The sequence below is a fragment of the Legionella cherrii genome, assembly GCF_900635815.1.
GTDB classification, from domain to species: Bacteria; Pseudomonadota; Gammaproteobacteria; order Legionellales; family Legionellaceae; genus Legionella; species Legionella cherrii.
This window is the reverse complement of record NZ_LR134173.1, coordinates 75963-96814: the sequence shown is the minus strand read 5'-3', so window position 1 is coordinate 96814 and position 20852 is coordinate 75963. Positions and strand designations below refer to the sequence as shown.

Sequence of the window (20852 nt, the reverse complement as noted above, 5' to 3'; positions counted from 1 at the left end):
GCCAATTTAAACACATCTTAAATGCACGATGAAGTCATTTTACAGGATGATTTTTTAAATATTTTTAGATCCAAGCGGCTAAAGCGATCCCTTATACTATATTACTTACAGACAAAGAGGGTAATTCTTACTTTAAGGCAGCAGCAGAAGAATTAAACCCAGAGAAAATCGGTTTGACGAGCCGGATGATACCGGTCTATCATGGTTTTTGGTGAAGGGTCTCATAAGGAATAAAATTGGCATAAACCAGCTCAAAAACTATTTATTATTGTTTTATCTGGAATGGTGCAGATTGAAGCAAGTAATGGTGACATTAAAAATTTTAATCCCGGAGGGATGCTGCTGGCTGAAGATTTAACCGGAAAAGGTCATAAAACACGTAATCTGCATGGTGAAGCAGTAAGTTATCTTGCGATTCCGGCCGCCTGGGAACTCGTATTGCGCTCCCGTATTACGCTGCGCTAATATCGACTATTATGTGAATGTAGCCATTGAGCTAATGCGTGGATTCCTGCATTTAAATTCTCTTCATTTCCTCCAAACGACATCCGCACATAACCTTCTTTGCCGAATGCAATACCTGGAACAAGGGCAACATGAGCTTCTTCCAAAGCGTGTTTACAAAATTCTTCCGAGTTTTCCTTATTAAAACCCAGGCTTTTTAAAGAAAGGAATATATAAAGCGATGAAGCTGGGGAAGTTAGGGTTAAGCCAAAAGCATCATTTAAAGCATTAATAAGCGTATCTCTTCTTTTTTGCATGCATTGTTGTACCCAAATACTTACATAATTTATTTCAGTTAAAGCCGCCATAGCTGCCGATTGACTTAAAGTGGTTACGCCGCTGGTGCTTTGACTAACCAATGCAGTTAAGGGTTGAATGATGGATTGGGGCGCGAAAACAAAACCAATTCGCCAGCCGGTCATGGCAAAATTTTTTGAGCAACTTTGAATTACAATAACCCGGTCCTGATATTGGGGAAAAGAACCACACGATATATAGGAATGCCCATCGTAGGTGAGGGCACTGTATACTTCATCCGCGATAACGAGTAGATCGTGTTCCTGCGCAACGTGCAGCAGTTCAAGAAGCTCGTCTTCAGTATATAATGCGCCGGTTGGATTAGTGGCGTTATTCAGAATAAGAAGTTTACTTTGCGGCGTACATGCTTTTTTAAGTGACTGGGCTGTCAACTTCCATCCATCTGTTTCTTTGGTGTCAACGATGACTGGATTTCCGCCAAATAACTGAGTCATCGCTGGATAAGAAACCCAATAGGGGGCGGGGATAATGACTTCATCGTTTTGTTGCACTAGTAATTGCATCAGCAAATAGATTCCAAATTTTCCGCCATTAACGACAAGACAGTTTTCTTTTTTAAACGAACAGCCATATGTTTTATTCATCCATACACTGGCTAGATCCCGTAGTTCCGAAATACCTGCTACTGGAGGATAAAGGGTTTGTCCTTGTTCCAGGGCGTATGTGGTCGCAGTAACAATTGCGGGATGGGGGGGCAGTTTGGGCTCACCGGCGCTGAGGTTATAAATTTTAATGCCTTCCTTTATTTTTTGCTGGGCTAATGAATTAATCGCAACGGTTGCAGAATCTTCAGGTAAACTCTTTTTTATAAAATGATTCATTATTTTTGTACCTTTCTAGAGTTGGATATGATTATTTTGAACAAGCGATTAATAAATTCCTCTTGCAAGTGGTACTGCTTGGATAAATGATCATAATACTCAAACAATTGTTTTTCACGCGAGCGATCCAGTACTTTTTTTCCTTCTTGCGATTTTAAAGCACCAATTTGTTTCGAAAGTTCTTGACGCTTTGCCAATATTTCAATGATGCAAGCATCAGCCTGTTCAATTTGTTTTCTCAATTCTTCGAGTGTAGGCATGATATCCTCCTTACTTGAGAAGTCGTGCGTTTTTTACCAAGATAAAAGCAGTTCGATTGGGATGGCTGTCTTGGATTTTTGCCGCTTTTATTTCTAAACCATACAGTTCTGCACAACGTGCTGAGGCAATGATTGCCGAATGAGGCGGCAATATTCCTTCCGCTAAGTCCTTGGCTGCTTTTGCTGTGTCAATCCACTCTATGTGTTCTGTGTTTTTGAATTGTTTTTGGAGAAACTGACGGCATTGGGCAAATCCTTGAGGATGTGAGACGATGTGTGTAATTTGATGGGATTGAATGCCCGGTCGTACTAGGAGACATTGATTGATTTCATGCCATAGTTCATCAATAGGAGTAAATAAATGTCTTCCCATGGCTTGGAATGCTGGCTTGACTAGTCCACCTATAAGATTGACGACAGGCACTATACCCAGATCGATACGTTCATTTTCGATTGCATGCAGAACACCTTCCATATCCAGTAGGTGAACAAGAGTTGGAGTTAGCCCTTTTTGTTTTGCATACACCAAGGCCGCTTCTTCAGAAAACGAACCTGCATCTCCTGAAATACCAAATAAAGTATTCATCCCTGCACCTCCATTGCCAACTCCTTGTTTTCTAAAGAGCGCATCTTAGCGAGTTCCAGTAAAAACGTTTCGGTCTGTTCCCAACTGAGGCATGGATCCGTAATCGATAGCCCGCTTAAATCAAGGTCGTCCGGATTCATCGCATCAACTTTTTGATTTCCTTCTTTGATAAAACTTTCCACCATGAAACCTTTAACCAACTTTTTTAAATCCGGGTGGCTTTGAATGCTTTCTAAAACGTTTAAAGCAATAGAAGGTTGTAATTGGTGATTTTTTTTGCCGTCTACTAAGCAATTATCATGGCTGACATCGACAATAATGGACGGGTTGATGATCTGATGCATGTCCATATGATGTTTTACTTCTTTAAGATGGGCGATGGAATAATTAGGGGCATGATTGGAGCCGCGTAAAACCATATGCGCGTGCGGGTTTCCATGGGTTTGTACTTCGTAGCCATCGAATACCGCAACATGATCATGTTGGGAGGCAACTATACTATTTACGCCGATAGCCAAGGAACCGTGAGTGGGGTTTTTTAATCCTACTGCGCAGTCTAAGGAGGAGGCAAAAATTCGATGTTCCTGATCTTCAGAACTGCGGGCCCCAATTGCAACCCAAGACAGAAGCTCCAGAAATCCTTTAGCATTATGGGTAAACAACGCTTCATCAGCAATAGGCAATCCCATTTCAATGACCTTAACCATCATATCTCGGGTGTATTTTATGCCAGATGCAATATCTGGGGCAGAAAATAAATCAGGTTGGTTTACCGGACCGGTCCATCCCTTAGTTGTTCGCGGTTTTTGAATATAAACTCGCATAATGAGTTTTAATTCGTGTTTCACTTTCTTGTTTAATTGCACTAAACGGCGAGCATATTCCAGTACTGCTTTTTTCGGCCAAGCAGAACAAGGCCCGACTATCATTAAAAGACGATGATCACGACCTTCTAAAATGGCTTTTACCTCTTCCCGGTCACGAGCAATTTGTTGGTGGGCCAAAGGAGACAATGGAATTTCTTGAATAATTTCTTCTACAGGAGGTAGTTTCTTTAAGACTGAATAGCTCATCATCCCCTCCTACAGACAGTAAGTACTTTGGATAACGTCTGGGAACGATGTGTTCGCGATTGATGGTGCATGATGGACACTCCTCTTTGGGTTCTATCCAACTCCCATGCTCTTTCTTGTCTGGGAATTCGGGTACCAAAACCCCCAGACTAAGCTGGGGGTTGGAGTGTTAGTTAATTCTACCGACCACCCAGCTCCGGGCTAAAAAAGCTAAAATAAAAAAAGCAAGCAAAGGCTTGTGCCAAAGCTGCTTCTTGATTTAACTTGTGGTGTACAGTAGAAAGGGACATAAAAATTCTGTAAAAAATATTTGTATTATTAATATACAGCTTTATTGATGATTCTGTCAATACTTCCAAGTCACATTGAATTCATTGGACTGTATAACTTATTAATAAATAAAAAATTTTTTATTCACTAAATTATCACTTCATTATCTTGAGGAGTTAGGAATTCCGTCATCCTGAGGCGTTTTACGAGGAAGACTCTCCTCATTGTGGCACCTTTTTCCAAAAAATCGTCTATGCCACATTCAGGAGATTCCTCACTGGTTCGAAATAATCTGTTTACAGGTAATCCATTGGATTGGTGCTTAATGTTTTGGTATCAGTGGCCTGCTCGGAAGAGGGGGGCTTAAATCCGCTGAATATTCCTATTTGGCTGGGTTTAGCCTCTTCCTTTTGGGGTTGGCGTAAAATAATTAAAGCAGACTGTAATTGTTTTGCGGCTTGTGCAAATACTTCAGGACATTGGGTTAACACTTTTTCCCAGGGTTTGTCCTCTAAAGATACATATAATTTTTGTTCTAAAAGCTCATCACGAACAATCTGATAGACTATATTTGCCAAATAATTTTTACCGAATGAATCACAAACTCCTTTGTCTTCAAGGGAATTAATGATCTGCTGCAACTCATTCAATTTTGCCGTTATGCCTTCATTGTGTTTAAAGCTGTTAAATAAAGAGTGCGCATCTTTGATATCAAAAAAACTGTACTCAACACCTAATTCATTTAAATACTTATCTTCCTGGCAGTAAGAAGCAGGCCGTTCACCACGAATCCAAAAACCTAATTCTGCGCATAGTCCTATTGCTTTGTCGTCGTGAGTGAACAGTTCTAGTTTTTTTACCCGGTTCTCTGTCAATAGAGCATTTAAAGCCAATCTTAATGCTGCAGTACAAAGTTTTTTATCATTTTGATACATCTTAAGATCTTCGAGAAAGGCAATATGTTGAATCACGCTTTCATCAGGATAATAATCAAAATCAAGGATTAGGGTCTTATCGTGTAAGACTTGAATTTTGTTGTTTACACGTTGCACGGTTAAATGACTTGATGTTTCATCCAAGAGAGGCGGCAGTTTGGGTTCATATTTTTTTGATGCAAAAGATTTTGATTGTTCAAGTAATGCTTCATCAATGATCTTATAACTAAAGCGTTCAATAAGGTAATAATGACTTTTTTCATCCTCTCCAGAACGCTGTAACCAATCTGGAAATACGGCTTCTGTTTTATAACCTATAGAATCAGAGAGATGGAACGCTTTGTTGTTTCCGCCGCTTTGAGTGAAACGAATGCATTTAACTTTAGGATTTTGTTTTACAATTTCTTCAAATTCTTTCCAAAAAACTTTGCCATAGCCTTTATTGAGGTACTGGCTATCAACTCCCATGGAACAAAATTCCGCAACATGTTCATAAGGTCCAGAGAGATATTTTATACGACGAACACCAACAATTGTTTCTTTGTCATCGATTAAATCGACCATCACGTAGACATCGCTTTGTTTATTGAGACGGTCGAAGGTTGCTTTAAAGGATTCTAAATCTTTTTTAGTAAAAGACATCCATTGGATTATATGATCTTGCATCCATATTTCCCAAACTCGTTGATAATCGCTTTCTTTAACGCGCCTCAGAAAAGGATGTTTGATTTCTAAAGGTTCTTGCATGATGAGTATAAAAAATAAGCCTATTTCATGGTATCCTTTTTTGGTATAAATGTCAACCAAATAACACATTTTATGAGCAATTCACGTTAAGGTGAGTAGCCCTATATTCGCGTCAGCGCAATAGGACCTGCAGCACTTGCCACTAGCGGATAACAAAGCTATATTTTTTACTTGTCTTCCTAAAAAAATCAGCAATGACCAAAATAGCGCTTTATTTGGCGGGTGGTGGAGCCCGCGGAGCTTATCAGGCTGGAGTGATCAAGGCGATCAGCACCATTCTTGGCTCAAAGAAAATTCCCTTCAACATGCTCACTGGAGCCAGTGTTGGCAGTATTAATGCAGGGGTATTAGGTGGCAATGTGCTTGATTTTTCTGCTGGTGCGAACAAGTTAGAGGAATTATGGCGTGATATTACCTGTGAGCATATTTTTAAGTCCAGTAATTATGCACTAAGCAAAGCGGCTATGCGCAATATGAGTAGTATGCTGATGAAGCAACGTCTATTAGGCCATATCCTTGATACATCGCCATTACAGGATTTTATTAAGAACATTATTCATTTTGAGAGTTTAGAGCGTGCCATTAAGAATAAGCACTTGGACATGATGGAGATCATCAGCAGCTGTTATGAAACGCAAAGAACCATCTCGTTTTATCAGCATCACGCAGAGGATTTTGAGGATTGGAATGATCCGCTTCACAGTAGTCAAAGAGTGAATCTGCAAATGGAGTATTTCCTGGCGTCCACCTCATTACCCTTGTTTTTCCCTCCTGCAAAAATAGATGGATTTCATTACGGAGATGGCCATGTGGGATTAGCAGCTCCCTTACGTGGCGCTATCCGTTGCCAAGTCGATAAAATTTTAATTATTGGCACTCGGAAACTACCTGCGTTACAAAAGCCAGAAAAATTACTGGGCAGCGATATTGATTTCACACGTGTTTTAGGCAGCATGGTCAACGGATTATTTTTAGATAACCTCGAACGTGATCTGGAGATGGTGAGCCACATGAACTCTATGGCGCATATGTTACCTCCTGAGAAAAAAGAGCATGCTCCCTGGCGGCCTATTCAAACCTTACATTTACGCCCCAGTGTGGATATAGCAGCAGTGGCTCAGTCTCATTATAACAATATACCCATGCTATTACGGATCTTGCTGAATTTTCTTGGTGCAAAACGTCATTCCGGTGATTTACTCAGTTTTCTATTGTTTGAAAAAAAATTCGCCCGAGAATTAATAAAACTCGGTTTTGACGATACGATGGCAGCACATGATTCTGTTTTAAGTTTTTTTGATGCCTAGAATTTGGGTTTTTATTTTTTAAATGCAGGAACGGTTGCGTCCAGATGCATATAAAATCGTTCCGTATGACAAAGAGCCAGATTAGAGCCCCTGTTTTTCATATACCATTGCAGTTCTTTGCGCTCTTCCTCGTTGTTTAAACCTTGCTTATACGCAGTAACGAGTTCATCGAGTTTTTCTTTTAATAAAATAATGTGCTTTCGTTGAGTGGTCGATAATGGGTTTTTAAAAAAATTCAATGCCTTGCCTATTGTTGCGTGTCGTTGAGTATGTTTTGTAGATTCAATGATTTTTTCATAACATGCTTCAAGGAAATCTAATTTTTCGGTCATTGACGCAAAAGTGGCAAGCGACGCATTCAGTTGTGCTTTTGAAAAGAAATGGTGCTGCTTTTTTTCCTTGAATCCCGCAGAGATTTTGTCAAGTTCTGTTTGAACTTTTTCTGTATTCTTCTCACCAAATTTAGAAAGAAGCTGCATATTGACAAGCATAGGAATTAATTGCCTTGCTGAGCTTTCATCAATTGATATACTTTGGCCAAAATTTTTGAATTTAAGGATAGTTAAGTTTTTAATGTTATTTTGAGTATGTTTTCCAAATACTAATTTTTGCTCTTGATCAGTAACTTTTTGACCTTCCTTAACGATTAATTGTTCCTCAAGCGAATCGAGTAATTTACAAATTTTCTTAAATTCAGCATTAGAGGTGGCACTAAAAAGACGATACTTTAGTGTAAGTATCTCAGGATACTTATGATCACTGCCCGCCATTTGGATAAAAGTCCTTATTTTTTGAATTTCTTTACGATAAGGATGTTCTAAACTATCGATATCAATTTTATAAAGATTTTTCCAAACATCGCTTTGAGTGACCATATTCCAAACGATGGCAAATCCATCATCACTTAGTCTTGGAGGATTGTAGTTCCTGAATAAACGTGCTTTATCACTATTATCGCGGTGAAGTAATTCTTGAAAAAATTTTGCGCCATCTTTTGGGGAGTCCAAGATTACTTTGCGGGTTCTAAAGGCATGGAATTCACGATCCACCAGCTCCCACGTTGTTTTTGACCATTTTTGTTTGGTGTGTTTGAAAATGATCTGATGCATATGATTGAGCATCATATGAAATTCAGGGTTGATTGAACTATGGAGTTTGGCATGATACGAATCGTGTGCGGTGACTGTAGGCATTGGCGTCTCACGATATTCATGAATCCCTTTTGTCGTTGCCTCCACTCCGCTATTGCGCATACTAATCGCTGTAGGTCTATAGTAGGATTCAACTCCTTCTTTGACTGCATCAATTCCTATCGTTCCTATTTTTGCCCGACTCGCGGCAGCATGGTTTATTCCATGCTGTGCAATTTGCAGTGCTTCGATCACACCAAAAGACATGTGTAGATCATAATGCTGTTGATTGTAGGGAATACTGTACCAAGCACCAAGTCTCTGCAAAGCGTTGCCCAATGTAGACACGTAGAATATTGGTGCAATGATATATGGATTATATTCTGAAAGATAAAAAATTTGTTCTGATTTGGGTAATGCTTTAATCAATAAGCGTAATCGCTCTAAGTGCCAATCAGTGAGATTCTCTCCATAGGCTTTTTTCCTCATCGTTGGAAGCCACAATTCCTGTGCCTCTTTGGTAAATTCACCCGCCTCATCGAGGATAGGAAACGTTTTTAGAGGGTCTGTAAATTGCTCTCGAGCGAGTATCGTGGACATTTGTTGACGGGTGATTTTGTTTTGTTTAAAGAGCCACAAGGCGTAAAAAGTATGATCTTCTTTTTTTAAGGCTTCATCTTCAAAATCCCCGCGCGCAAGTGCTTGTGCAACCTGTTCCAAACCTTTTGCATTAAGAGTGATTTGTGCCGGAATAGTAATTTTATTGCCATTTAAAAAGTCATCAAAATCATCAGAATGCAGGGTTCTTTGTGGATCTACAGGATACTGTTTTGTTTTGGGGTCTATGAACCCAGGATGTTTGTATTTGGCATTTTTATTTTCTCTAGGAGCAAACACACGTAATTTTGGATCAAAAGTGACATCAACACCTGGTGGAATTTCCGGCGAGAAAAAACGGCCAAAGAAAGATTGCCACGCAGCAGTGGCATCCTCAATAGTGCTAATTTCACTTAAACCATAATTATCAGGCATACATTTAGATAAAAAAACACTCTCTTTGTATATTTATTATAATTAAAATTTCTTACAAGAAGCTTAATGAGCATGAAAAACGTTTTTCAGCACTTAATTAGCTCTATTCGCGTCCATGGAAGTGAATTACAATCAACAGAAGTGAGTACTCAATGAGGATTAATGCTGATGCATAAATTTGATTTGGGTTTTAAGGTAAGGTCAAGCAGGGAAATAGGCATTAATTGATCAATCTCAATGAATCTTAGGAGTAATAAAAACAATGGAAGGCGTGGTCATTTGTTTGATTCTTCTTTTTTTAATGGTGATTTCTGGTGTAATTACACGCTTTGTTTCCTTCCTGCCAACACCATTAATACAAATTGCCATAGGGACACTTCTGGCCGATTTATTTCCCGCTTTCTTTGATGTGGGATTTAATCCAGAACTTTTTATGTTGTTGTTTGTTCCTCCTTTATTATTCAATGACAGCTGGCATTTTCCAAAACGTGAGTTTCTGCTCTACACCCGGCCTATCATTATGTTATCGATTGGTTTGGTATTTTTTACAGTGGCGGGCATTGGTTATTTGGTCCATTGGTTAATTCCGCTCATTCCTTTGCCTGCTGCATTTGCATTAGCGGCAGCACTATCACCGACCGATGCGGTATCGCTTAGGTCAATGACCGCTGGAGCGCGCATACCCGATCGCATCATGCATATCTTACAAGGCGAGGCATTGTTAAATGATGCTTCGGGCTTAGTTTCGTTTAAATTGGCGGTTGCTGCGATGTTAACGGGAGTGTTTTCGCTGACGGGAGCAATCTGGAGCCTCTTATTCATTAGTCTTGGCGGGATTGGGGTTGGGGTAATTCTTACTTATATTTTTATTTCGCTATTGGGCAAGTTAACCAAACATAACGTTCATGAAACCACTACTGAAAATTTATTATTGCTGTTGTTGCCTTTTACCGTATATCTTGTTGCTGAAAAATTAGGTTTTTCAGGGATATTGGCTACTGTTGCCGCAGGTTTTACAGTAGATCGGGCTGGATTTTTAGATAGAACCATGGCCAAAATGCGTCTGGAAGGTCATTTTGTTTGGGAGGTTCTTGATATTACTTTAAATGGAATTATCTTTATCCTTTTGGGTTTATATTTGCCCCATTCAATCAAGTTCCTCAAAGCAACTGGATATAGTTTGTCCGAATACGCAATGATTGTTGTTCTCATTACCGTGACCTTAATTCTTCTGCGTACGCTATGGATTTATTTAACATTACCTTTTGAAGGATTAATATCCAGACGTAATAAGAGTTCCTGGCGTTTTCCTAATTTAAAAATAATCAGTACTTTTTCACTCGGTGGCGTCCGTGGAGCAATTGCTTTGGCTGCGATTTTATCGTTACCGCATATGGTCGATGGAGGACCCTTTCCTGAGCGTAAGCTTTTAATTATTCTTGTGATTGGTGTGGTGCTGTGTTCTTTGATTATTAGTAGTTTGCTGTTGCCTTTGATTACTCCAGGGTTGAAAAACTTGCTCCATAAACATACCCAAGATGAAGAAAATGAAGCGGTGCTTGCCTTATCTAAAGCAGCCGTTGAAGCAATCAAGATAAAAATGGAGCGCTTATGTGAAGAGGCCAATGAACGTGAGAGGGCTTTGTGCATTGAGGTTGCAAACAAGTTAATGGATTCGTTCAATCAATTTATTGTATCAAACCATGGAACTGAAAATGAAAAATTGGAAAGTATATTAGCCCTAACATTCGAACGACAATTACGCTATGCGGCTTTAGAGGGCGCCCATCAGGAGTTGCGTACGTTGAGGAAAGCAAGAAAAATCAATAATACGACCATGATGAAAATTATTTCTCGACTTGATTTACGGCAAATTGCGTTACATTCAGAACATCAAACCATTTCGAGTTCTTTGGAAAAAAAGATTCAAGGAGTAAAAAATATTTTTAGCACCCAAGTTGATTGAGTTGTTCTGCGGCGGGTCATTTTACTCTTTCTCTTCTGAGGAGAAACAAGGATGAGGATAGGTATAATATTCAGGTGGCTCTAAAAACACCATTCTCCAAGCGAGTAACTATTAAATACTTGCGCTTTTTGTTGATTTGGATTCAGCCTTGTTATTCATCCAATGATGGATAAGCTCCTTTTCGCGGGCTGTTTTTGCATCACAAAACAAAAATGAAGTTCCCCATCGCATGCGACCAAACCCTACGAGTAGCCCTATACCACCGAAACAACTTATGATCAGTATGATATCTGCAATAAAGCGTCTCGTGCTGTGCCGATGATGAAATTCCTGATGTGCCAGGTTTTTCAACTGTTGCGATATCTCTTTAATCGGCAAATTGGATTTACGAATGTCGACCGCCTTGTTATAGAAACGTTTAATAGACTTACTGTACTCAATACCAAACTGATTCTTTTTATTCAGTGCTAATTTTTCTTTGCAGAATTGTTCTAATCTTTTTAGATCTTCATCGAGATGTTTATTGCGTACAACTGGGGTTGGGATATGCTCAGCAGCACTAAAATGGGTCAGTATTTCTTTTTTGCTCACGTGAAAAATTTCTTCTGGACAGCCTGAGCTGTCAAATTTTTGAATCTTCAGTGTATTACCCAGTGGAATTTGAGCCTGAATTAACCTAGGGAAAACCAATTGTAGTGAGTCAAAGGGAGGTCTAAAATCACCACTTTTATTGTTGATGCGTGCTAATAAATTATTTTTTTTATCAAAAAAAACATTGCCTGCTGTGAGACAATATGCTTTTGAGGCCAAGCTTTCTCCAGTCATCTGCCAATGGGCTGGGATAGGACCACCAGGATATCCCTCGTGGGCAAAAACAAGCTCCCCGTTGGTTCTTATTAAAAAGCGAAGAATTTTATAAGTTTTCCCGCCGATTTTATCTTGTGCACATTCTGGGGCTTGCAATAATTCCAGTATCTTCTCAGGCGGGACTACAATGGGAGACGACGTGATTTTTTTAATTGAGCCCCTCATAGAAATAGGCTCTTTTTTATAGTGGGTGTTAAATAGTTTAGATAACATAAAAAAGATGAACCCTATGAATAATGATCATATTTTGGTTAATATTAACATATTATTACCAAAATTGCAGGGCGGTCAGCATTTCTGGTAAATCCTTTAATCAAAATCCAGAAACGGTCTTAAGTAAATTTTTGATATAAAATAATTCCTATTCTTATTTTATTTCTCGAAAAAACGTGTACCCGTGTTGGTCCTTAACATCAGAACAATAATTCGGTACAATAACTGAGTTTAAGCATTGAGTGGTTGATTATGAAGTATCAATATCATCATGTTGGAATTCCGATAACAGAACCCCGTCCGGGCGAGCGTTATAGCTCCTTTATGGATATGTATACCTCCGGTGGGGAATTACCTGGCCGAATTCAATATCATCGATTTGGTCCTAATTGCCCGCTACATCCGTTAATTCAAACGCAACCGCATATCGCCTATAAAGTGGAGAGTATTGATGAAGCGATCAAAGGAAAACATGTTCTTCTTGAGCCTTATTTTCCTTTAAAAAATTTTAGAGTTGCGATGATTGAGGAACACGGTGCGGTAATTGAGTTTATAGAAACATCCTTATCTGAAGATGAAATATGGAATGAAACGAACTATCAGGATTCATTGCTCTATCCTGAATTAGCGAAATAGCAGCGGATAGCTTGGTATTTTGGTCCTAACCCACTGTTCAGGATTAAAGTCATAATAATTGGGTATTGCTTAGAACAAAATCGCTTAAGGCGAGTTAAATTTACAAAGTGCCAGATGAAAGTAGAAAAAAAAGATCACGAAGTGAATAAACTGAGTTAATCAAGAGCTGATTTAGCAGCAAGATCCTTAAAAAATTTCATGCGCTTATGTAATAAACTTTTAGCTCTATAAACCAAATATAACGCATATCGAGGAGGGGGCTTTGGAAAATAAAGCTGCACGATTAATTTATTTTCCAAATGAGGTAATAAATAAGATTTAGGCAGACACGCGACTCCATAACCATTGATTACCGACTGAACTAATCCATTGAGATCCGTAAATGTAAGAGAGGGTTCAATGAAATTAGGAGCTATATTTAGCGCAAGCTCAAAATACCTTTGAATAAAAGGTATCTCATTTCCATAACTAAGCCACCGTAAGTGTTTAAGACTTTCATGAAACGTAGATTCTGTGGTTATATCGATATATTTTTCCCATCGCTCGGTGCCAACAAGTACCAGCTCATCATCAAATAGTTTAACAAATTCAAAATTAGGATTGTCGTATTTAATCGATGTAATTCCAAAATCGATTGTATTATTTTGTAATTCATTAATAATTTCCGAATCTTTAGGTATGTAATTAATTCTTAATTTAATTTCATGTTCAAGGCATATCCCGATTGATTTCATTATTAAATTTTGGGCGAACTCATTGACACAACTTATATAGATTTCGCCACTCATGAAATTGGTATATTTTGAGAAATTTTCGGCCACGTCTCTAATTTTATCAAAAGGTTCTGAAATTAAAGAAAAAAGCCTTTTAGCCGCTTGAGTGGGTAAAATGCATTTGGCATTTCGTTCAAAGAGGGTTTCACCAAGATAAAGTTCTAAGTTTTTTATGTGAATTGAAACTGCTGCTTGCGTGATATTCAGTTTTTTCGCTGCTTTAGCGAAGGAACCCGTCTGATAGGCAAAAATAAAGGATTCTAGGTTATTATAGAACTTCATTTTCTGACGACTCCTTTGTTTTCGCTCAAGCCAATTACTTTAAAACACTTTTGTAGTAATCATATTGTATTATAACAGAATAATATTAATGTATTATTAATGCCTAACTTAGGATGGGTATTGCTTAGTCTGTGTCACGAATGAAGCATGCAAAGAAATCTAAAGAGTCAAAGCCAACCTTCATAAAGGTTATATATAGGCTGACTTATTGCACCAGATAAATTTCGATTCGCTCTTTGCCTTTACCCACATTTGCTCTTTTTAGCCTGATATAACCCACTTCAGCGGTTGATTTTACATGCGTTCCACCACAAGAAACCCTGGCAAATCCTTCGATTTCCCAATAGCGTCTTTGACTTTTCTCATCAGAAAACCCAGTGCGTATAGGCATATCTTTTGCAATAATTTGATTGTATTCAAGCAGAAGAGTGTCAAAGATATCCGAGATATTGTGCTTACAGTTAAAATCGATTCTCGCCTTATGTTCAGCAATATGAGCACCTATTTTTTCAATGGGAAGCATTCTTTGGACCAGTTCCAAGATTAATTCAGCAGCAAAATGAAGGCGCATTAATTTGTAGCGGCGAACAAAGTCAATTTCCATAAGGACAACATCCCCTTCAGAAAGCCCATGCCCCGAAGGTAATGTATAATAAATCAAGTCATCTTCTATTTCAGAATGAGTGACGAGCAAACCATTCACGCTCACCTTATCGCTTTCCTGACCACCAGAAAACGAAAAGCCAATAGTCTCTGCAAAAAGTAGTCGATTCTTATTTACTGATACCACTTTAGTCATTAATTTGCGTTGATAGGGATTATCCCAAAATATTTTTTGCATGATTTATTCTCTAACCTTAACCACTATCCCATTGGTTAACTGCTTCAACACCACATCCTAAAGTATCCGCGGCATCTTTTGCAGTGCGTGTGCGCGAGTCAAGTTCCATAACCTCACACGATATTCCCTTTAGAGATAAAAAATCGTGTATGATTTGCGCGCTTTTACTTAAGTTTTTATCTTGATTCATCATGATTACCAACCCGTCATCGCCACAAAGAACACTTTCTAGTGAGTTCTGTCACCACGTCCCAATCGCCAAACAAAACAATGCCGTAGTAAATCAGATCGTTATCTTTAACCTGTGCGGTCCTTTCAATTTGCTCCTGATAGGTGCCAACAGTCATCGTATCGGTAAAATCATTAAAAAGAACATTTTTTTCTAAAGCATTCTGGCGTAATGTTCTAATTTTATTGGAGTTCTCACATAGAATGATAAAAGGTATTTCTGAAATATACGGGTGAGAGCCTCCATCTGCATCTCGATAATCAGTTAAACGCAGTTCATTTTCACCAATCACAGCCCCTAAACCAATACACATATGAGCAAGTGCATTCATTACTTTTCCTGGCTCAATACGCTTATTAAGCACTGCAACCAGTTTGTTTTTAAAAGGTTGTACAACCATAGAGTCCTCCTCAATCTACTTCACAATTCGTGCGTTATAACGCATAATAATTCAGTATATACTCGTGCGCTAAAACGCACAAGCTTTTTTAATAAGGGACATAATGCAAGAAATTTCAAAACGTATTGCAAAAACATTAAAATCATTAAGACACGAGCGAGGTTGGAGTTTAGATAAGACTGCGATTGAAACCGGTGTTTCTAAAGCGATGCTTGGGCAAATTGAGCGAGAAGAATCAAGCCCAACGATTTCTACCTTATGGAAAATTGCGAGTGGGCTGCAAACCTCCTTTTCCTCGTTTATTGAAGATAGCCTCAATCATTCAACCAATCCAGTTTATAGAACTGGGGATGCCGAAATCTTGCATCCAGATGACCAAAAAATACGAGTACTACCCCTGTTTCCTTTTGATGAGCAGCTACATTTTGAATTGTTTGTTATTGAGTTATTGCCCGGATGTGAACATCTTTCACCTCCTCATAAACATGGAGTTATTGAACATGTCATTGTTGTGGATGGAACTATTGAGATTTTGTTAGACGGATGCTGGAAAACACTCTCCAAAGGAGAAGGACTTCGTTTTAATGCCAATCAATCGCATGGCTACCGGAATCCAACCAATGAACTATCCCGCATCCATGATATTATTCACTACCCACCTCAATAGAAGCTATGACCTGTTGCTTTTTTTTCTTCAGGGAAAAATTCTTGTAAATTTCAATGCACTCGTGCAGTTGTTCTCATAGAATCACTTCTATTTTGAATAAGTCGTACTCTTAAAATTTCAAACCAATTCATATGATAAGGGGCAATAATGTTTTGGATCATTCAATTATGGGGCATTCGCTATGGTAGGTAAAAGTTTGAAAGAACAAACAGATGAGCGTGATCCAAAGCTAAATTATAAACAAAAGTTTAATATTGATGTCGCTAGTGGACTAATTGTTGGGGTATCCACCTCCGGGGTTTTTAATCCATGGGATCGCGCTTTATATTTATCTGTGAAACACAATCGTCCTTTTCTTTCCGTTGAGCACTTTAAATCTCCGTATCAAGGATTCTCGCAAGCATTAGTACAACGCACATTTCTTGGCGGTATTTACTATATTGCTCAGGGCGAACTTAATTCTTATCTGTTCCCATACCTTCATCATCATTTAGGATTTAGTCAAGCAGTCTCCCAGTTTTATGTCGGTATGGCTGCAGGAAGTATTGGTGGGGTGTTAACCAATAGTATTTCTGCGATTAAATATCATACATGGGGAAAAGAGGACGCCTCTTTTCGCTCCAGTATTCAAGAGATGTGGGCACAAGGGGGCTATAAACCTTTTATAAAAGGAACCACGGCGACAGTGACACGCGATATGGTTTTTGGCAGTACGTACGAAATGCTACGAAGTTTGATGAAAAGTAATGCCACAAAAACAGAGAATCAAGAACCTCGCGCAAGGCAAGCTTATCGTGAATTTCTTGGTAATGCGAGTGCTGCCGGGTTGGCTACTATTGCATCTAGCCCATTTAATTACGTTCGAAATATGCAATATGCCACCTCACCGACCCGCAAATCACCCTCAGCACATGAAGTGTTAACTCAGTTATGGAATGAATCAAAAAAACTAGAGAAACCGCTTTTAAGTCAGTTGAGTTTTTTTCAACAAAAATTCAGAATTGGTTGGGGAACAGCACGAGTTGCAGTTGGAATGGCTGTGGGGCAAAAACTTTTTGATTGGACTCAACAACATTTGAGTCATTGGTCCTCAAATCCCCCTGAAAATACTTTGAAAAAATAGGGTCTGTTTACAAATCGTACTATCTTGCAGTGTAATTTTGCACGCCAATACGCATAAGCCACTCCTTGTCACGTTCTAGATGACGAGTGGATTGTACGTGGCGTTTCGGTGCTTAAACTACGCCATTTTGTCTGGACGAGCGAATTGCATACTACACCTAACAAAATAAAAATTTAATAAGTTTAAAGGAGTTAAAATGATATTTTTTACCGCAGCAGGGAAAACACACACGCTTGAATTTAAACAACTATCCCAATTCAAGGAAGATAAAGAGGCTCACATAAAGCTTACGGCATCATGGGCCAAGAAAGCATGGGGATATTTGCATCAAAGTGATAAGAAATTTTATCAACGAGATATTCATAAAAAACAGGAGCAGATTTATGTTGCAACGTTTAATGGATTACCTGTTGCCATGTTTGGTTTATTTGAAAAAAGATTATTTCCATTTCAAGATGATGTAGGGGATGACCCAATTTCCCAGGATACCGGTTTAAAAGCCATTTATTTTGATTATATTTTTGTCGAAGAGAAATTCAGAGGTTTAGGTTTTGCGCGACAACTTTTAAATCAGGCAAAAGCTTTGGCTATTGAATCCGGTGCTGATTTAATTTACCTGGATACTTTAAATCCTAAACTAAATAATATGTACATAAAACTCGGAGCAAAGGTTATTTGTGAAGGGCAATATATGGAAAATCCAACGGACGTATTAAGCATTAAGCTTTAAAGCGTTCTGTTATTCCTAGCAATGCGAGAGATCTCCCATTAACCCGATACTGCCGCAAGGAGCTTCCTCGCTGCTCTGGTTGATGGGGAATAAAGACATCAACTGCAAATAATGTGTAAATTTATTGAACAACCCCCAAAGCTCATATTTTGATCAATATAATAGAGCTTACCCAAAATTAAATAAGAATGAAGATGCAAGAATCGATTGAAATACCTGTAACTCGAGAAAACGAAGTAGTCAAATTTATTGATTCCACACCCAAAACGCAATCGGGTGCGATTGATTTAAGTCAAGCCGCGCGTATTGCTGAAGGGGGAACTCATGTGCTTTATCGTTTTCCAGACGCTCCTTTTGTGATTAAGTTAATGAAACAAAAACCCAATCCTGAGGAGCTTGAAGAATTAGAGAAAAAATATGCTGTTTTATACGATACCTTTGATAAAGATGGGAAACATCGATGCATTCGGGAGCAACATACTACCCGGCAAGTGAAACTTCCTGGTAAAGAGCCTCAAGACGCAGCTTTATCGATTGTTCCCTACGAAAAATGCTTCAAATCAAAAGTAAAGTTTGATTTTAAAATAGAACCTGCTGAGCTCGACCCTTACTTAATGGAGCATAATAAGGCATTGTTTCATCAATTAAATAAAGTACTGATTCATAAAGAGGGTTCTCAATCCCCTATAGACCTTAAAGAATATACGATCATGGATCCACGAATCGGTGCCATTTTGCAACGCTTGGATAGTGATCCCAAGCTCAGAGAGATAATGATAGAATTTATCAATCACTATCGCGATTTTTATCAAAAAACCAATATCATCCTGGATGCCATGGGTTATGAAAACATTCTATTTTATCAAGACGAATCGGGTGATTGGCAATTTAAAATAGGAAGCGCGATCAAGCATGATACGGGAAAATACACGAACGAATTGTTTGATGCATTTCATGCTGGAAAGGAAGTCAAAAATGATTTTTATAATTTTACCCATGCGTATTTTTCACCGGCAAATATCAGGGCCGTTAATGCCTGTGCGCTGAAACTTGGTTTAGATCCTGTTGTGCATGATGTCATGATTGATGCTGACGATTTATTTAAAATATCCCAAGCATTATCAGTTCCTGAACGCATGCTTGCATACGCACGCCACGGTGATTTTGCAAAGGTGGATGAACTACTCCAAGAAAATAAACATCAACTCAATTTTAGTCTCAGAGATTTTTGGGCATATGCTTTAATCGCTGATGAGTTCATGAATCACGGACAACCACCTAAAGCACTTAAGAATTATCTGGATGCTGTGAGTCAATTTCCCGTTATTTTGCCGGAAGATGAGGATGAAGCCAAACGAGTACTTAATTCAAAAACCGCGATTATCGATCGAAAAAACATGCAGGATAAAAAAATAATGCTCCATGAAGAACTCGCAATTTGCCGGCCTAAAATCAGTGCCACAACATCAACCGGAGAGACTCCAACACATCATTACAAAAAGCAACTGCAAGAAGCACTTTCTAAAAATTATACTCCTTCGGATCTATCGAATTCATACAGCTGATGCATCGACTTCGGAGGAAGGAATAAGCCACATCTACCCGTTTTCCTTGTCTTTTAGGGGGGAGGGTGCTGGTTAGGACGGATGAGGGATTTTGAAACTCACTTTGTTAAATATCAATTGATCTTGGAAAGGGCAGAAGGTACGCATGTGAGCATTGTGCCAAAATAAGAGACTAAGATGTTTATTAAACAACAATATCCGGATATTCCCGCTCAAGATTTACAGAAAGTCATTCAAAATTTAAATGCGCAAAGTGAGTTGGTAGAGCGCCAATTGAAAGAAGGTTCTATATTGCCAAAGAGTGCGCAGGAAGAGAAGCAACGTCTATCAAGTCTTATTAGTGCTTATCAGGAAAATCTGATGTCCGCATTACAACCGCAACAAAACTACACACCGAAGTAGTTCTCTTTTTTAAAGTATGGCGAGCTCATGAATTCCTTGCCAATATTTAGCCTCAATAATCTCATTAATAAAAAATTAACTAGACTCTATAATAAAAGGAAATAATTTTTAAATATTGAGGGAACTATGTCTCAAGTTGGAATGGATCATTTTGTACTTAATGTAAGAAATATTGACACAATGCTCGTCTTTTACGAGGAGATTTTGGGATTACATCCAGAGCGAGTAGAGGAGTTTCGTGCAGGCAAAATTTCATTTCCATCAGTCCGTATTAACGCAGATACGATTATTGATCTTTTCCCCAGAGAAGTGACGACCTCTGAGCAGGATGAGCGTGCTAATCATTTAAATCATTTTTGTCTTTCCTTTGATAAACATGACTGGGACAAGCTGTATCAAAGAATCAAATCTCATGGTATCGCGATTGAGGAAGGTCCCGTGGCACGTTGGGGGGCACATGGACAAGGCATTTCACTTTATATTTTGGATCCAGAACACAATAAAATCGAACTACGATATTATCCATAGGCTTTTTTAAAGTTCCAGTTAACTTGTCGATTGCCTCCTTATGTACTGTTAATTTATGACCAAAATCCATAACTTGCTCAAATAATTTTTGTGCAGGGAAGCGAATTAAAGTTTTTTTAAATCAAATGATTACTAATATAATGACTTTAGATACATTAAACGAAGTGACCGTAAAAAAACACAAGATATTTGCAAAGAGTTACCGGATAAGATTGCCTACTTGAAAAATCATCATACGATAGAGGCCTTAAGAAACGTGCATGACTTTTTTACAAAAGCACAAATGCATATTAATAAGGCAGCTCGTCTTTTATTAGTTGAGAATGCTAAAGAGGAAATTAGACTACAAGAACTGGAGCACAGTAGGAGCTCTTGTAATATTCTTTAGGTTAAGTGAAGCAGCAAGACCAATCTAAATAAAGTCTAAACCGATTCACCCAAACAAGCAAAAAACCAACTACACCCAGGGTAGTTGGTTTGCTCCAATCCCAGTCTCCTTGGTATTCAGAGTCACAATAGTGTAAGTAAGAAGGCGTGAACAACTGGTTATAGTTAACCATCTGTGCATATTTTATGGCGGATAGCGCAAAATATGTTCGACATTTTTAATCATATTCGCGATACTGTGCCTGATTAGAATTTCATTC

Annotated in this window: 21 protein-coding genes; 10 read left to right on the top strand and 11 right to left on the bottom strand. The window is 38.5% G+C overall.

What is annotated here, in order from left to right:
• The first annotated feature begins 282 nt into the window (after window positions 1–282).
• Window positions 283–465, top strand: coding sequence for a cupin domain-containing protein (locus EL022_RS00470; RefSeq protein WP_028380866.1), 183 nt, complete (start codon window positions 283–285; stop codon window positions 463–465).
• On the opposite strand, the gene EL022_RS00465 is transcribed toward EL022_RS00470, so the two are convergent.
• The 5 genes from EL022_RS00465 to EL022_RS00445 form a co-directional block, all read right to left on the bottom strand.
• The gene (locus EL022_RS00465; RefSeq protein ID WP_028380867.1) at window positions 462–1643 is read right to left on the bottom strand and encodes a pyridoxal phosphate-dependent aminotransferase; all 1182 of its coding nucleotides are present in this window, start codon (window positions 1641–1643) and stop codon (window positions 462–464) included. The two genes, EL022_RS00470 and EL022_RS00465, sit on opposite strands and share 4 nt — an antisense overlap.
• Window positions 1643–1903, bottom strand: a complete 261-nt coding sequence (locus EL022_RS00460; RefSeq protein WP_028380868.1) for a chorismate mutase — start codon at window positions 1901–1903, stop codon at window positions 1643–1645. Before EL022_RS00460 ends, EL022_RS00465 begins: the two co-directional genes overlap by 1 nt.
• 10 nt (window positions 1904–1913) lie before the next feature.
• Window positions 1914–2489 (bottom strand): prephenate dehydratase, encoded by a 576-nt coding sequence (locus EL022_RS00455; protein WP_028380869.1) that lies wholly within the window; start codon window positions 2487–2489, stop codon window positions 1914–1916.
• Complete coding sequence (locus EL022_RS00450) at window positions 2486–3562, bottom strand: 3-deoxy-7-phosphoheptulonate synthase (protein WP_028380870.1); 1077 nt, start codon at window positions 3560–3562, stop codon at window positions 2486–2488. Before EL022_RS00450 ends, EL022_RS00455 begins: the two co-directional genes overlap by 4 nt.
• A 566-nt stretch (window positions 3563–4128) precedes the next feature.
• Window positions 4129–5583: a GNAT family N-acetyltransferase gene (locus tag EL022_RS00445; protein WP_028380871.1), complete on the bottom strand. Its 1455-nt coding sequence runs from the start codon at window positions 5581–5583 to the stop codon at window positions 4129–4131.
• A gap of 125 nt (window positions 5584–5708) precedes the next feature.
• Here EL022_RS00445 and EL022_RS00440 point away from each other — a divergent pair, with 125 nt between their 5' ends.
• Window positions 5709–6821, top strand: a complete 1113-nt coding sequence (locus EL022_RS00440) for a patatin-like phospholipase family protein (protein ID WP_028380872.1) — start codon at window positions 5709–5711, stop codon at window positions 6819–6821.
• An 11-nt stretch (window positions 6822–6832) separates the two neighbouring features.
• Here the strand turns inward: EL022_RS00440 and EL022_RS00435 are convergent, their stop codons facing one another.
• The gene (locus EL022_RS00435) at window positions 6833–8983 is read right to left on the bottom strand and encodes a hypothetical protein (protein ID WP_028380873.1); all 2151 of its coding nucleotides are present in this window, start codon (window positions 8981–8983) and stop codon (window positions 6833–6835) included.
• 262 nt (window positions 8984–9245) lie between these two features.
• Here EL022_RS00435 and EL022_RS00430 point away from each other — a divergent pair, with 262 nt between their 5' ends.
• Window positions 9246–10949, top strand: coding sequence for a Na+/H+ antiporter (locus tag EL022_RS00430; RefSeq protein ID WP_028380874.1), 1704 nt, complete (start codon window positions 9246–9248; stop codon window positions 10947–10949).
• A gap of 111 nt (window positions 10950–11060) precedes the next feature.
• On the opposite strand, the gene EL022_RS00425 is transcribed toward EL022_RS00430, so the two are convergent.
• Entirely contained in the window at window positions 11061–12029 is a 969-nt protein-coding gene (locus EL022_RS00425; RefSeq protein WP_126325040.1) for a hypothetical protein, read from the bottom strand.
• A 252-nt stretch (window positions 12030–12281) separates the two neighbouring features.
• On the opposite strand from EL022_RS00425, the gene EL022_RS00420 reads away from it, so the two are divergent.
• Window positions 12282–12665, top strand: coding sequence for a hypothetical protein (locus EL022_RS00420; RefSeq protein ID WP_028380875.1), 384 nt, complete (start codon window positions 12282–12284; stop codon window positions 12663–12665).
• A gap of 155 nt (window positions 12666–12820) precedes the next feature.
• Here EL022_RS00420 and EL022_RS00415 read toward each other — a convergent pair whose 3' ends face one another.
• The 4 genes from EL022_RS00415 to EL022_RS00400 form a co-directional block, all read right to left on the bottom strand.
• On the bottom strand, window positions 12821–13720 hold the full coding sequence (locus EL022_RS00415) for a LysR family transcriptional regulator (protein WP_028380876.1): 900 nt from the start codon (window positions 13718–13720) through the stop codon (window positions 12821–12823).
• A gap of 205 nt (window positions 13721–13925) precedes the next feature.
• On the bottom strand, window positions 13926–14561 hold the full coding sequence (locus EL022_RS00410) for an alanyl-tRNA editing protein (RefSeq protein WP_028380877.1): 636 nt from the start codon (window positions 14559–14561) through the stop codon (window positions 13926–13928).
• Window positions 14562–14577: 16 nt separating this feature from the next.
• Window positions 14578–14754 (bottom strand): YbaK/EbsC family protein, encoded by a 177-nt coding sequence (locus EL022_RS00405; protein ID WP_241972217.1) that lies wholly within the window; start codon window positions 14752–14754, stop codon window positions 14578–14580.
• A gap of 13 nt (window positions 14755–14767) precedes the next feature.
• Entirely contained in the window at window positions 14768–15190 is a 423-nt protein-coding gene (locus EL022_RS00400) for a DUF2000 domain-containing protein (protein ID WP_028380878.1), read from the bottom strand.
• Between the two features lie 103 nt (window positions 15191–15293).
• On the opposite strand from EL022_RS00400, the gene EL022_RS00395 reads away from it, so the two are divergent.
• From EL022_RS00395 to EL022_RS00370, 6 genes are all read left to right on the top strand, one after another.
• On the top strand, window positions 15294–15857 hold the full coding sequence (locus tag EL022_RS00395; RefSeq protein ID WP_028380879.1) for a helix-turn-helix domain-containing protein: 564 nt from the start codon (window positions 15294–15296) through the stop codon (window positions 15855–15857).
• A 181-nt stretch (window positions 15858–16038) separates the two neighbouring features.
• Entirely contained in the window at window positions 16039–16980 is a 942-nt protein-coding gene (locus EL022_RS00390; RefSeq protein ID WP_028380880.1) for a hypothetical protein, read from the top strand.
• A 196-nt stretch (window positions 16981–17176) separates the two neighbouring features.
• Window positions 17177–17710 (top strand): GNAT family N-acetyltransferase, encoded by a 534-nt coding sequence (locus EL022_RS00385; RefSeq protein WP_028380881.1) that lies wholly within the window; start codon window positions 17177–17179, stop codon window positions 17708–17710.
• A 194-nt stretch (window positions 17711–17904) separates the two neighbouring features.
• Entirely contained in the window at window positions 17905–19275 is a 1371-nt protein-coding gene (locus EL022_RS00380) for a hypothetical protein (protein WP_051544439.1), read from the top strand.
• Window positions 19276–19452: 177 nt separating this feature from the next.
• Entirely contained in the window at window positions 19453–19677 is a 225-nt protein-coding gene (locus EL022_RS00375) for a hypothetical protein (RefSeq protein WP_028380882.1), read from the top strand.
• A gap of 126 nt (window positions 19678–19803) precedes the next feature.
• The gene (locus EL022_RS00370; RefSeq protein ID WP_028380883.1) at window positions 19804–20205 is read left to right on the top strand and encodes a VOC family protein; all 402 of its coding nucleotides are present in this window, start codon (window positions 19804–19806) and stop codon (window positions 20203–20205) included.
• Window positions 20206–20852 lie beyond the last annotated feature (647 nt).